This is a genomic window from Parageobacillus caldoxylosilyticus NBRC 107762 (assembly GCF_000632715.1).
Taxonomy (GTDB): Bacteria; Bacillota; Bacilli; order Bacillales; family Anoxybacillaceae; genus Saccharococcus; species Saccharococcus caldoxylosilyticus.
The window spans coordinates 48,931-62,558 of the sequence record NZ_BAWO01000029.1; the positions used below are offsets into that span (position 1 = coordinate 48,931).

Annotated in this window: 11 protein-coding genes; 9 read left to right on the forward strand and 2 right to left on the reverse strand. The window is 41.9% G+C overall.

Features of this window, described 5'->3' with window-relative positions:
- Positions 1-29 precede the first annotated feature (29 nt).
- The 3 genes from GCA01S_RS09010 (at position 30) to GCA01S_RS09020 (ending at position 3,737) form a co-directional block, all read left to right on the forward strand.
- Positions 30-1,865 (forward strand): APC family permease, encoded by a 1,836-nt coding sequence (locus GCA01S_RS09010; protein WP_042409207.1) that lies wholly within the window; start codon positions 30-32, stop codon positions 1,863-1,865.
- Between the two features lie 110 nt (positions 1,866-1,975).
- Positions 1,976-2,635: a sporulation membrane protein YtaF gene (gene ytaF / locus GCA01S_RS09015; protein WP_042409210.1), complete on the forward strand. Its 660-nt coding sequence runs from the start codon at positions 1,976-1,978 to the stop codon at positions 2,633-2,635.
- A gap of 106 nt (positions 2,636-2,741) precedes the next feature.
- The gene (locus GCA01S_RS09020) at positions 2,742-3,737 is read left to right on the forward strand and encodes a sporulation protein (protein WP_017435893.1); all 996 of its coding nucleotides are present in this window, start codon (positions 2,742-2,744) and stop codon (positions 3,735-3,737) included.
- Positions 3,738-3,877: 140 nt separating this feature from the next.
- Here GCA01S_RS09020 and GCA01S_RS19835 read toward each other — a convergent pair whose 3' ends face one another.
- Both GCA01S_RS19835 and GCA01S_RS19840 read right to left on the reverse strand, forming a co-directional pair.
- Positions 3,878-4,528, reverse strand: a complete 651-nt coding sequence (locus tag GCA01S_RS19835; protein ID WP_042409213.1) for a hypothetical protein — start codon at positions 4,526-4,528, stop codon at positions 3,878-3,880.
- Positions 4,525-5,958 (reverse strand): glycoside hydrolase 5 family protein, encoded by a 1,434-nt coding sequence (locus GCA01S_RS19840; protein WP_052510029.1) that lies wholly within the window; start codon positions 5,956-5,958, stop codon positions 4,525-4,527. The genes GCA01S_RS19835 and GCA01S_RS19840 overlap by 4 nt, the downstream gene beginning before the upstream one ends.
- A gap of 318 nt (positions 5,959-6,276) precedes the next feature.
- Between GCA01S_RS19840 and GCA01S_RS09035 the strand changes: the two genes are divergently transcribed.
- The 6 genes from GCA01S_RS09035 to GCA01S_RS09060 all read left to right on the forward strand — a co-directional run bounded on the left by GCA01S_RS09035 (position 6,277) and on the right by GCA01S_RS09060 (position 13,618).
- Entirely contained in the window at positions 6,277-7,260 is a 984-nt protein-coding gene (locus tag GCA01S_RS09035; RefSeq protein WP_042409215.1) for an acetylxylan esterase, read from the forward strand.
- 48 nt (positions 7,261-7,308) lie between these two features.
- The gene (locus GCA01S_RS09040) at positions 7,309-8,316 is read left to right on the forward strand and encodes a substrate-binding domain-containing protein (protein ID WP_042409217.1); all 1,008 of its coding nucleotides are present in this window, start codon (positions 7,309-7,311) and stop codon (positions 8,314-8,316) included.
- 32 nt (positions 8,317-8,348) lie between these two features.
- Positions 8,349-10,580 (forward strand): alpha-galactosidase, encoded by a 2,232-nt coding sequence (locus GCA01S_RS09045; RefSeq protein ID WP_042409220.1) that lies wholly within the window; start codon positions 8,349-8,351, stop codon positions 10,578-10,580.
- Between the two features lie 111 nt (positions 10,581-10,691).
- The gene (locus GCA01S_RS09050; protein WP_042409221.1) at positions 10,692-11,612 is read left to right on the forward strand and encodes an ROK family protein; all 921 of its coding nucleotides are present in this window, start codon (positions 10,692-10,694) and stop codon (positions 11,610-11,612) included.
- A gap of 215 nt (positions 11,613-11,827) precedes the next feature.
- Positions 11,828-12,712, forward strand: a complete 885-nt coding sequence (locus tag GCA01S_RS09055) for a carbohydrate ABC transporter permease (RefSeq protein ID WP_223813721.1) — start codon at positions 11,828-11,830, stop codon at positions 12,710-12,712.
- A 24-nt stretch (positions 12,713-12,736) separates the two neighbouring features.
- Positions 12,737-13,618 (forward strand): carbohydrate ABC transporter permease, encoded by an 882-nt coding sequence (locus GCA01S_RS09060; protein ID WP_223813722.1) that lies wholly within the window; start codon positions 12,737-12,739, stop codon positions 13,616-13,618.
- Positions 13,619-13,628 lie beyond the last annotated feature (10 nt).

Here is a 13,628-nt window from a genome sequence, read left to right on the forward strand (position 1 = left end):
AAGCTAATACGTAAGGGGGAGATAGAACGATGGCTTCTTTGAAACGATGGCTAATTGGTTCGCCGATGGAAACAAAACGGCTAAAACACGAAAAGTTGCCAAAATGGAAGGCTTTAGCCGTGTTTTCATCCGATGCGCTTTCATCGGTTGCGTACGCGACGGAAGAGATTTTATTAGTATTAATGTTGTTAGGAACGAGCGTGTTTTTTTATTCGCTGCCGATTGCAGTTGCCATTTTAGTGCTGCTGCTGCTTGTGACGTTATCCTATCGCCAAATTATTTACGCATTTCCGTCCGGAGGCGGAGCTTACGTAGTTGCTAGAGATCATTTAGGAACGGCGACCAGCCTCGTTGCCGGCGCGGCATTAATGATTGATTATATTCTTACTGTAGCGGTCAGCATTAGCTCAGGCGTGGCGGCGTTAACGTCGGCGTTTCCAAGCTTGCTGCCGTGGAAAGTACAAATCGGAGTAGCGCTCGTATTGCTGCTGATGATTTTAAACTTGCGTGGAATTACCGAGTCGGCCACAGTGTTTGCGTACCCAACGTACTTGTTTATTATTTCCGTGTTAGTGCTTATTGCTGTAGGGGGATGGCAGCTGTGGCATGAAGGATGGCATGGGTTTAATTACAAAGAGCATGCTTCTGCTGCACATTTTTTTGCTTCAGGTTATAGTGTGTTTATTTTATTAAGAGCATTTGCATCAGGATGTTCGGCGATGACAGGGATAGAAGCCATTAGCAACGGTGTCCCGGCATTTAGACCGAATAGCTCAAAAAATGCAGCCATAACAATGGGCTGGATGTCCGTTTTATTAGGGACGATGTTTTTAGGAATTACCGTTTTAGCGGCAGGGTTTGGTGTGACGCCATTAGAACATAAGACGGTCATTTCCCAAATTGGCCATCATGTTTTCGGGAATAGTATATTCTTTTACCTATTTCAAATGATTACGATGCTTATTTTAGTACTGGCCGCAAATACAAGCTTTGCCGGTTTTCCGCAGCTGGCTTCCATTATTGCCAACGATCGATTTTTGCCGAGAAGCTTGGCGGCGCGCGGCGACCGCCTTGTATTTTCGAACGGAATTATTCTGCTAAGTATTTTGGCCATCGTGCTGATTGTTACATTTCACGGTGAAACTCACTCACTGATCCCGCTGTATGCAGTCGGTGTGTTTCTTTCGTTCACGATCGGCCAAAGCGGAATGCTAAAGAAAATATGGAAAGATAAAGAAATGCGACGTGCGACCACGATTCTGACCATTGGGGCAGGAACGATTGTAACGGGGCTGGTCACCATTATTACAGTGGTGGCGAAATTTACGCAAGGCGCATGGCTGGTCATTGTCGCCATTCCATTATTAGTGTGGATGTTTTACCGCATTCACGATCATTATGAAAAATTGGGAGAGCAGCTAAAACTGGACGAACCGGAGTGGGCGCGTCGCGAAAAAATGTTAAAGCCGAAAGTGATTATTCCGATTTCAGGGGTAAGTAAAGTAGTCGCGCAATCAGTGCAGTACGCACGCAGCACCTCCAACGATATTACGGCGATCTCTGTAATTTTCTACGAGGAGGAGGAACAAAAGCTAAGAGAAAAATGGGAAAAATTTTATCCTGATATTCCATTGCAGGTGATCTATTCTCCTTATCGGACGATTCTGTCTCCAATATTAGACTATATTAACGAGGTGGAAAAACAAGCAAATGGTTCGCCGATTACGATTTTAATGCCGCAATTTATCGTAAAAAAATGGTGGCATACGCTTTTGCATAACCAAACGGCGATTATTTTGCGCTTTTTCTTGATTATGAAAAAGGACATTGTTATTGCGACATTACCGTATCATTTACGGGAATAATGTGTCGACAGAAGCAGAAATATTTCCTTGGAAATCGACATGTGTCGAATGGGCAAAAAAAGTTCCCCCTGTGTGAATCATTGCATATAGTAACGCAGGAGGAACGAATAATGTGGAAATATATATCAATGATCATGTTAGCCTTTGCCGTCAGTATGGACAGTTTAAGCGTTGGGGTGACATACGGAATTAGGAAAATTCAATTTCCGCTTCGCTCAAGGCTCGTCATCGCATGCATGTCCGGCGCGATGTTATTGTCATCCATGTATGTCGGCAGTGTTCTTTTGTTGTTTTTGCCGGTGCAGGCGGAGCGATGGCTGGCTTCCTCTATATTAATTGCCCTTGGCATTTGGGCGATTTATAATGTAGTTAAAAAAGAGGATAAGCACGAAAGGATTGAACCGTTGGTGGCGGCTCCGCCTCGCATTAAAGTATGGAGGTTTCAATTGGAGCGATTTGGCATCGTCGTTCAAGTGCTAAAACGCCCGACGCTAGGGGATTTGGACCGTTCCGGAAGCATCAGTATGACAGAGGCGATATTGATTGGTTTCGCGCTGTCGATGGATGCGTTTGGTGCGGGAATCAGTGCCTCGTTTTTAGGGTATTCGCCATTGCTGCTTGCCTTGCTTGTATGCACATTAAATATCATTTTTATTGGTTTAGGGTTAAAAGCTGGAAATCTGCTCTCCAAGACAAAGGCAGTGAAAAAGGCTACGGTCATCCCTGGAGCGATTTTAATCTGCCTCGGCATCACGAAAATATTTTTTTGACCATCCTAAAAGCCGTTGCCTTTAGGATGGATTATATTGAATCTCTTTGGCCGTTATATTCGTAACTATTCATAGAAACAATATTTCTATGAGGAGAGATGAACAAATGTGGAAAAAGTTGTTGTCTAAACTTGGAGTAGGAGCTGCAAAAGTAGACCTTGTGCTGCACCGTCCTCACGTACGTCTAGGTGAAAAATTGGAAGGAGAATTTTTGATTGAAGGGGGGACGGTGGCACAACAAATTCGCAAGCTGGAAGTGGAACTGCAACTCACCGTTCAGGCTGATGGAAAAGCATATCGCCGAACGGTGGCCGTCATTCCCGTTGCTCCCGCGTTTACCATTCAGCCCGGGGAAAGAAAGGTATTGCCGTTTTCTTATGTTCTACCGTTGCATTTGCCGATTACCCGTCATAGTGTGCGCTATACGTTTGTGACGCGTTTGGATATTGCCGATGGAGCCGACGCCTTTGACCAGGATGCGATTCATATTCTTCCGCCGTTAGCCCTTGAGAAATTGTTTCAAGCGTTTGCGAAACTTGGTTTCCGCGAGAAGCCTTCTTCGGGCAAAATAAGTGCGTACGGCCAAGAATTTGCCTTCTTCCCGACCGACATGTTTAGAGGAACGGTACAGGAAGTAGAATTTTTTGCCCTGCTCGAAGAGGAAGGGGTTCGGTTGTATCTAGAAATAGACGTATGGAACGGATTTGCTGGGCTACGTGAAAAAGAGATGAAACAAGAGATGTTTTTGCGTTATGAAGAGTTAGACGATGTGGACGGAACAGCTCAAGCGTTGCAACGTGCAATCGAAGAAGCGGTTCAAGCCGCTCAGAACCCTTCCTTCCATATGGGCACTACCTATGCGCCGCCTTATACCGCTCCACATGCATACGATCCTTATCATCAACATCATCCTTATCACCAACATCATCATGGTGGGCATAGCATGATGGGAGCGATTGGCGGATTTGCGGCGGGAATGCTTGCGGGCATGGTGACGGAGGAATTGTTGGAGGACGTCGTTGAGGATGCGCTTGATGATCATGACCTAGGAGACATGCTGGATGTCGGCGATTGGTTTGACGGCGACGACGATATTATATAAGCATCACAGAGGGTGTTTCCAAAAGCAAAATGATGGGACACCCTTTTTTCTGCGTCCATCATCGTGAGGAGCGTTAAGAAAGACGAAAAAGATCCGATGGCCTTTCATGAAAAGGGGCATCGGATCTTTTACATAAAATGTTATATTTTTTTAAATAGCGTGACGTTGTCGATATAAATAGGACCCTTATAAGCTAATTTATTTCCGACGATGTTAAGAAACAGCTCGTTAACATTAGGCATAGCATTAAATTCAACATTAACGTGTAGCAATTTGTATTGTTGGTTATGGATTGTAACAGTGGTTAAGTCATTTACATTGACATGGTATTGGTCGACACCGATTTTGATCCAACCTGGATTTAAGGCGATGTAAGGACGTAAAGCGCCATTGACATCCACGCGAGGCAGAAGCAAGTCAAATGATATACGGGATGTTTCGCTTAATTCAGAGATAGGGCTTATTTTTACCTTTACTTCTTCCCAGTCTGCATTCCCAGGAAGATCTACATTTACACGCAGCATCTCGTTTTCGCGTGCTAATGCAGGAATTCCAAAGTTGGCTTGCCATGTGCCATCTGCATATACGTTATTCATATCCGAATCAAAAGAAAATTGTTTGATGATTTCATATGCGGAAGCATTTTGGATATTGACCGTCACTTCATCGGATGCAATCGTTTGTTTGTTCGTTAAAGTGGCAGTTGCTTTTAAGGTAACTGTACTGTCCTCTATTTCTTTTGTGGTATCCCAGTCAAATTCGTAACAATCGAATGAAGCATTATATTTCATCGTATAAGCTTCATCATGGCTGCTAAGTTGCAGCTGTACTTTTGCACTTTGTGCTGGTCACTCGCCACTTTTACTTTTACACGATAAGTGCCGCAAACATCTTGTGGTTTTGCAGGGAAGGCAAAATATACTTTTGGTTCTTTTTCGACATGTCTATCTCCGTTAAACAATTTAGCATATGTTTTTAGCAGGTTAGTAACCGAGCTATGATCATTGACAATCCGGAATCCGTCATAATCAGGATAGTAACCATTTTCATCCGCGCTTTCAGGGTTGTCATCGATGCCAGTCAGAAGCCAAAACATTGCACCGGTGCCGCCGTGTTCGAACATCGTCCGATTCCATGTATCATATATCATTTCACGGTTTTGCACTCCTGTGGCGCTAATTCCGTATTCTTCGAGCACAACTGGTTTTTTCGCTTTCTTTCCGGCAGCAAGATGGTCAAGAATATATTGTTCTCCCCACTTTTCGACGTTTTCCGGCGAAATTCCCCAATGTTCAGGATATAAATGGAATGTCCCGTAGTCTATATTTTTTAAAGCAATTAACCGGTCCCAGTCCACCCCGTTATAACCAGTGTACATATAGGAACCTTCACCATTGAATCCACCCGACGAACGGCGGAAGAATCCTTCGTCTCCTACTGCAACAAGGTGATGAGGGTCCATTGATTTAATATATGTGCTCATTTCATCGGCCCAGCGAACAAGCGTATCCCCTGTTGGGTCAGAGTCGTTGCGAGGTTCGTTAGCCAATTCCCATGCCATAATCGTCGGTTCATTTTTATAAATGATGCCGGTATATTGGTTTTTCCGATTGATTAGATAATGAACGTAATTTTTGTAAGCGGTTTTAATTCTTTCATCTGTATAGAATAAATCGTGATTCGTTTCTCCAATCCAGTTGACGTATTGCATCATGCCGCCGAAGTTATTCCAGTTGTTTGTTAATACGATGACTAAGCGAATTCCTTCCTGCTTGGCTTTGTAAATGGTGTAGTCTAAACGTTCAAAACCGTTTTGCGCCCCTTCTAATTCTTTAGGAATGGGTCCTTCTCCCATATACTTGCCCATTTCATATTGCATGTACGTGTTATGCGCTTGGTTTTCCGAAGTCATCCCGTCAAAAAATCCCCAAAGACGAATCACTTTTATTCCCATTTTTTTTGCTGATTCAATGACGTCATCAATCATTTGATTGGATTTGTAATGAAGGTAATAGTTATTGGTTCCGACAAAGCGAAACTCTTTGTTGCCAATCATTAATTTGTCGCCTTTGCGGTAAACAAATTCATTGTCTTTTGTTGGAGTGGCAGGTTCCCTCTTTGTTTTTGCATGTACGTTGTTTTGGGAGAAAAAGATAGGTACTACAGCACAAACGATACTAACAAGAAGCGCGATGAAGGTGTAACTCCATTTTTTGTTCATGGATTAAACTCCTCCTTCTTTTATGAATTTCTAAGTGAAAGATCTGGGCAGTCAAACCATGGTGTAGTGGAGAATGAAAGGTTTGTAGGAAGACAGGTAATTAACTCGTGGTGGATATAGGGGAAATATCTGGATGCTGTTAGGGAAATTTTATAAAACGTTTTCTATGTTGTCAACTTAAATTTAAGTAATCGTTAAGTTTAAAATTATAACTAAATGAAGTTAATTTAGCAGGAATATAAAATAAAAATGCCGAATCTATAAACCTATAGATCGTTGTATTGTGTTATTTAAGTAGAGAAAGGATGAACGTTCACCATGTTCGATATGCCGTTAGCACAATTACAGAAATACATGGGGACAAATCCGAAGCCGGCTGATTTTGCTGACTTTTGGAGTCGAGCGTTGGAGGAATTATCTGCCCAATCGTTGCATTATGAGCTGATTCCGGCAACATTTCAAACGACAGTGGCGAGTTGCTACCATTTGTATTTCACGGGAGTCGGCGGGGCTAGAGTCCATTGTCAGTTAGTAAAACCGAGAGAGCAGAAGCAGAAAGGCCCGGGGTTGGTATGGTTTCATGGCTACCATACGAATAGCGGCGATTGGGTCGATAAACTGGCATATGCTGCGGCAGGTTTTACTGTATTGGCGATGGATTGCCGCGGCCAAGGAGGAAAATCAGAGGATAATTTGCAAGTGAAAGGCCCAACATTGAAGGGCCATATTATTCGCGGAATTGAGGATCCAAATCCTCATCATCTTTATTATCGAAATGTTTTTTTAGATACAGTTCAGGCGGTAAGAATTTTATGCTCTATGGATCATATTGATCGTGAACGAATTGGTGTATATGGCGCTTCCCAAGGAGGAGCGTTGGCATTAGCGTGTGCTGCTCTGGAACCATCGGTGGTGAAAAAAGCGGTTGTGCTCTATCCATTTTTATCGGATTATAAGCGGGCGCAAGAGTTGGATATGAAAAATACCGCGTATGAGGAAATTCATTATTATTTTCGATTTTTAGATCCCACACATGAGCGGGAAGAAGAAGTATTTTACAAACTAGGCTATATTGATATTCAACACTTAGCCGATCGGATTTGTGCCGATGTTTTATGGGCTGTTGCGCTAGAAGACCATATTTGTCCCCCGTCCACACAATTTGCTGTTTATAATAAAATTAAGTCAAAAAAAGACATGGTTTTGTTTTACGAGTATGGTCATGAGTATTTACCGACTATGGGAGACCGTGCTTATCTGTTTTTTGCCGATCTTCTTTCCAATCCAAAAGAGAAACGTTAAGTAAATCTTAAAAAATTCTATCATTCTTTGAGGACGGGGTTGAACATCGTGAAACAACGTGTAACGATGCGTGATATAGCCAGAAAACTTGGAGTGAGCAGCGTCACTGTTTCAAAAGCACTAAATGATAAGGAAGGTGTCAGTGAAGAGCTGCGGAAAAAAATTAAGGAAACGGCCCGGGAGATGGGGTATCGTTTGAATACGCTGGCCAAAGCGATGAAGGAAGGGTATTCGTATAACGTTGGTGTCGTCATTCCGGAACGATTTATTGGAGATACACAATCATTTTATTTGCGGTTTTACCAGCATATCGCCAAAGCATTAGATCATTACGGCTATTGCAGTATATTACACATTTTGACTGCGGAAGACGAGGAGCAGCTGCAGCTGCCGCGGGTGTATAATGAACGGAAAGTAGACGGTTTCATTATGCTTGGACAAGTAAATAAAGAATATGCCTCGCTTTTTCAACAAATTGAGCTGCCTGTCGTATTTCTTGATTTCTATCATGACCAAGATGTTGACTGCGTGTTAACGGATAACTTTTTTGGTATGTATGAGTTGACTAATCATTTAATTCAATGTGGCCATCGGGAAATTGCTTTTGTCGGGAATATTTACTCTACAAGCAGCATTCAAGACCGTTTTTTAGGCTACTATAAATCATTGTTGGAACATCGTATTCCTTTACGAGAGGAATATATCATTAGCGACCGTGATGAAAAAGGGAAATATATTGATTTTGTATTGCCGAAAAACATGCCGACTGCTTTTGTATGCAACTGTGATCAAGTAGCCTATCATTTGGTTCATACGCTCAAAGAGTTAGGGTACCGTGTTCCCGAAGATTGTTCTGTTGTAGGATTTGATAATGACATTTATGCCACATTGGCGGAGCCTAACTTAACGACTGTACAAGTGAATATGGAAGAAATGTCCGATTTGGCTGTAAAGATGATCATCGAGAAAAGTAAAGACCGGAATAAAAAGTATGGCAGGGTTTTAGTGAAAGGACAAATTATTTATCGGGACTCTGTCCAACGTATAAATGATTGAGATGGCATAACAAAAAGCGGAGGGGGATAGCTGTGCCGATTCAAGTAAATGAGGAAACAAAAGAATTTCATTTATTTAATGAGAATATCAGTTATATTTTTCGGGTGCTAGAAAAAAGCAACCAATTGGAACATTTGTACTATGGAAAGCGAATCAAACATCGTGATTCTTTTCAGCATCTCATTGAACGGGAAGTACGGCCGTCTTGCAATATGTTTGAAGGCGACTATACTTCATCGCTTGAACATATTAAACAGGAATATCCAAGCTACGGAACGACGGACTATCGCTATCCGTCCTATGTGATCATGAATGATATCGGGAGCACCGTGACGAATTTCCAATATGATAGTTATCGAATTATTGCTGGAAAGCCGAAACTTCCTTTTCTGCCGGCTACATATGTGGAGAACCCAGAAGAAGCAGATACATTGGAAGTGACATTAATCGACGATGTCCTACAGTGTAAGTTGGTTTTAAGCTATACGATTTATCGTCATCGCAATGTTATTTGTCGAAATGCCAAATTAGTGAATGAAGGGGAAAAGGCGTTTTATATCCACCATGCCATGAGCAGCAGTGTTGATTTTCCGGACAGTGATTTTGAAATGGTGCAGTTATCGGGAGCATGGGCAAGAGAGTTTCATTTGGAAACAAAAAAAATAACAAAGGGAATCCAGTCTGTATATAGTGTTCGCGGGGCAAGCAGTCATATTCATAACCCATTTCTTGCTTTAAAACGACCGGATGCAACGGAACATAAGGGGGAAGTTTACGGTTTTAGTCTTGTCTACAGCGGAAATTTCTTGGCGCAAGTCGAAGTCGATACGTATGATGTGACCCGCGTGCTAATGGGCATTCATCCATTTCAGTTTCGTTGGAAGCTGTATCCGACCGAATCGTTTCAAACGCCCGAATGTGTGATGGTTTATTCCGACCAAGGATTAAATGGAATGAGCCAAACGTATCACGATTTATACCGTACCCATTTAGTAAGAGGACCATGGCGGGATCGTCCTCGCCCTATTTTAATTAATAACTGGGAAGCGACCTATTTTGATTTTAATGAAGAAAAAATTTTGCAAATCGCTAAAACGGCAAAAGAACTTGGAATAGAATTGTTCGTGTTGGACGATGGCTGGTTTGGCAATCGGAATGATGATACAAGCTCGCTGGGCGACTGGTTTGAAAATAGGGAGAAACTCCCAAGTGGTATTAAAGGATTATCGGAAAAAATTGAAGCGTTAGGGATGAAGTTCGGTTTATGGTTTGAACCAGAAATGGTTTGTAAAGGCACAAAACTGTTCCAAGAACATCCCGATTGGGTGATTGCTACACCGAACCGCCGCATGTCCCATGGCAGAAATCAATTTGTTTTGGATTTTTCCAAACAGGAAGTGGTAGATTATATTTTCGGCTTAATGAGTCACGTAATAGAAAATGCAAAGATCTCTTATATTAAGTGGGATATGAATCGGTATATAACTGAACCATACTCCAATGGATTGCCTGCCGACCGACAAGGGGAAGTATTCCATCGTTATATATTAGGAGTTTACCAATTATACGAACGATTGTTGGAAGCGTTTCCTCACATTTTATTTGAATCCTGTGCGGGTGGTGGCGGAAGGTTTGATCCAGGGATGCTATATTACGCACCGCAAGCATGGACGAGTGATGACACCGATGCGGTGGAACGGCTGAAAATTCAATATGGTGCTTCCCTCGTATACCCGTTAAGTTCGATTGGCAGCCATGTTTCAGCTGTTCCAAATCATCAAGTTGGACGGATAACTCCGCTTGACACAAGAGCTAATGTTGCTTATTTCGGAACGTTTGGATATGAGTTGGATATTACGAAATTAACGGACGAAGAAAAAGAAAAGGTGAAGCAGCAAGTCACCTTTTTTAAAGAAAAGAGACAACTTATTCATCACGGCCGTTTTTATCGGCTGCTTGACCCGTTCCACTCGAATGAAGTGGCATGGATGGTTGTATCAGAAGACCAAAAAGAAGCCATCGTAGGCTATTATCAAGTACTGGCCAAACCAAATGATCGTTATCACCGTCTCAAGTTAAAGGGATTGCATCCGGATTTCCTTTATGTTGTAGAAGGAAAAGGGACTACCCATTACGGCGATGAGCTGATGAACGTTGGGATGATTTTTGCTGAGAATTACACAGACCGTGCCCATGAATATTGGCAGCGTGAGAAGAAAGGCGATTTTGCTTCGCAAGTTTTCGTGTTGAAGGCAATATCTTAAGTTTATACGGAAGGGACACCGTCATTTTTACTTTCGTTGTGGAAAAACGGAAAGAAACCGTTTCGCTTCGATGAATGATAATGAATCAGGTAGCACGGGGGTGGGGATACGATGAAACATTATATGGTATTTGATATTGGCGGCACCCATGTAAAACATGCCGTCATGAATGAGACAGGCAGTTTTTTAGAAAAGGGAAGTTACCCTTCCGAACGAAATGATTTTGAGAAATTTAAAGAAGATTTGCTGGCTGTCGTACGGCAGGCAAAGGAGCGTTATGAAGTGGTGGGAATTGCAATGAGCTGCCCTGGCGGAGTGGATAGTGACAGCGGTGTGATCGGAGGGAGCAGTGCTCTTCCTTGCATTCATGGCCCGAATTTTAAAGAAGTATTTGGGAGTGAAACCGGTCTTCCGGTGGAATTGGAAAATGACGCGAATTGCGCGGCCCTTGGGGAGCTTTGGAAAGGAGCGGCGAAACATAATCGAGATGTTTTATTTGTCGTAGTAGGAACGGGAATCGGCGGAGCGGTTGTCAAAGACCGAAAAATTCATAAAGGTGCCCACCTGCATGGCGGGGAGTTTGGTTATATGATTATGGATGTCCGCAACGAAAACGGGAATATAGAATGCAAAACATGGAGCGACATTGGTGCGACCGGAGCGCTTGTCTGCCGTGTTGCTAAAGAAAAAGGATTAAGCGTCCATGAGCTAAACGGTGAAAAGGTTTTTGCGATGACGGAACAAGGAGACCTGCAGGCACAAAAGGCAATTGATGAATTTTATTTTGCGTTAGCGCGGGGAATTTTTAATATTCAATATGTATACGACCCGGAAAAAATTATTCTCGGCGGTGCGATCAGCAATCGCGAGGATTTTATTGAACAAATTGAGAAAAGACTATCTTTGCTTATGTCCCATATAGGTATTGCTAAAGTAAGACCGGTCATCGAAAAATGCCATTTTAAAAACGACGCCAATCTGCTCGGCGCGCTTTATCATTATATGCAACGGCGCGGGGAGTTAATAGAGTAAGAAAAGAACCTGTTCTATCTGCGGATAGAGCAGGTTTTTATTTTGCGCGAAAGCGAAGGAGGTGATGAATTATATAAATATATTTAAATAAAAGTATAGACTTTTTAAATGTTTATGTATATAATTTAATTGAATAGAATAATTAATTTAAATTTTTTGTTATTTGCAAGCGCTTTAATAGGGGGAATGTCTTTCAAGAAAGGTGGGAGAGAGTGGTGACAAAGTCACGAACGTTTGTCTTTTATATGTTTATTTTGCCTTGGTTGCTTGGGTTTTTTATCTTTACTGCCGGACCAATGATTTATTCCCTTTACATGTCGTTTACCGACTATTCCGGTTTTGGTGAAGCGCATTGGGTGGGGCTAGAAAACTATAAAAAAATCTTTACCGACGATCCATTGTTTTGGCAAGCATTATGGAATACTTTCTTTTATACGATTATTGGTGTGCCGCTTGGGTTGGTTGTTGGGTACATGTTAGCAGTCTTATTAAATACAAAAGTAAAATTTATGGGGATATTTCGGACGATTTTTTATTTACCTTCCATCGTCCCTGCCGTAGCTAGTTCATTGTTATGGATTTTGATTTTTCAGCCGGAATTTGGAATTGCCAATGCTATTTTATCCTTTTTCCATTTGCCGACTTCCAACTGGCTGTTAAGTGAAGCAATGGTGAAGCCGACGTTAATTATTATGAGCCTGTGGGGAGCAGGTGGTGGGATGGTCATTTACTTAGCAGGCTTGCAAAGCGTACCATCGTCACTGTATGAGGCAGCAGAATTAGACGGTGCAGGAAAGTGGCACAAATTTTGGCATATTACCGTTCCAATGACGTCCAATGTTATTTTCTTTAATTTAATTATGGGTTTGATCGGTTCGTTTCAAATATTTACACAGGCATATGTAGTAAGTAACGGAAACGGTGGCCCGAACTACAAATCGTTGTTTTACGTTTTCTATCTTTATCAAGAAGCGTTTAAATTTTTCAAGATGGGCTACGCTTCTGCGCTAGCTTGGATTTTATTCGTGATTATTCTCATTGTGACGGTAATTCAGTTCAAGATATTCGGCAAGAAGGTATATTACGAATTTGATGAATAATTCGCTTAGAGAGGAGGGAGTATGGTGGAACTGGCTGAAGCAAGGGTAGAGACAAAGCCGGTAAAAATGCGAAGCATGAAGAGAGGCAAGCGGATAGAAAGAATCGTTATTTATGCCTTGCTCATTATTTTATCGATTGTATTTATTTTTCCGTTCTTTTGGTTGGTCGGCACATCTCTTAAACCGGAAAGCGAAGCGATGGCGTTTCCGCCTTCATTACTGCCAAAGAAATGGGATTGGGCGAATTATAAAGAAGTATTTGAAATTGTCCCTTTTGCTAAATATTATATTAACTCACTTATTGTTACCGTTGGCGGTGTGATAGGAACCGTTATTTCGTGTACGATTGTTGCCTATGGTTTTGCTCGCATTAAAGGGAAAGGAAGAGATTTTTGGTTTGCCGTGCTGTTGGCGACCATGATGCTTCCGCCACAGGTAACTATGATCCCTGTTTATATGATTTTCTCAAAACTTGGTTGGATTAATACATTTTTGCCGCTTATTGTGCCATCGTTCTTTGGAAATGCGTATTATATATTTTTGTTGCGTCAATTCTTTAAAACTATTCCAAGAGAGCTGGAGGAATCTGCTTATCTGGATGGCTGCGGGACATTTGGGATCTTCTGGAGAATTATCATTCCACTTTCGATTCCTTCCGTCATTACCGTAGCATTGCTAAGCTTTATGGGATATTGGAATGACTTTTTAGGACCACTAATTTACTTAAATGATGAATCAAAATATACGCTTGCGTTAGGTATTCTTCAATTTAAAGGCGCTCTCATTGTTTCATGGGGACCAATGATGGCAGCTAGTGTACTAGTTCTTTTACCACTAATTATCCTTTTCTTTGTTGGGCAAAAATACTTTATCAGCGGAATTGCCACCACAGGGGTAAAAGGATAAAACAACCAAT

What these genes read in the sequence shown, in the direction of transcription:
- GCA01S_RS09010 (WP_042409207.1), top strand. Translation starts at nt 30, where the DNA reads ATGGCTTCTTTGAAACGATGGCTAATTGGTTCGCCGATGGAAACAAAA.
- ytaF (WP_042409210.1), top strand. Translation starts at nt 1,976, where the DNA reads ATGTGGAAATATATATCAATGATCATGTTAGCCTTTGCCGTCAGTATG.
- GCA01S_RS09020 (WP_017435893.1), top strand. Translation starts at nt 2,742, where the DNA reads ATGTGGAAAAAGTTGTTGTCTAAACTTGGAGTAGGAGCTGCAAAAGTA.
- GCA01S_RS19835 (WP_042409213.1), bottom strand. Translation starts at nt 4,528, where the DNA reads ATGAAATATAATGCTTCATTCGATTGTTACGAATTTGACTGGGATACC.
- GCA01S_RS19840 (WP_052510029.1), bottom strand. Translation starts at nt 5,958, where the DNA reads ATGAACAAAAAATGGAGTTACACCTTCATCGCGCTTCTTGTTAGTATC.
- GCA01S_RS09035 (WP_042409215.1), top strand. Translation starts at nt 6,277, where the DNA reads ATGTTCGATATGCCGTTAGCACAATTACAGAAATACATGGGGACAAAT.
- GCA01S_RS09050 (WP_042409221.1), top strand. Translation starts at nt 10,692, where the DNA reads ATGAAACATTATATGGTATTTGATATTGGCGGCACCCATGTAAAACAT.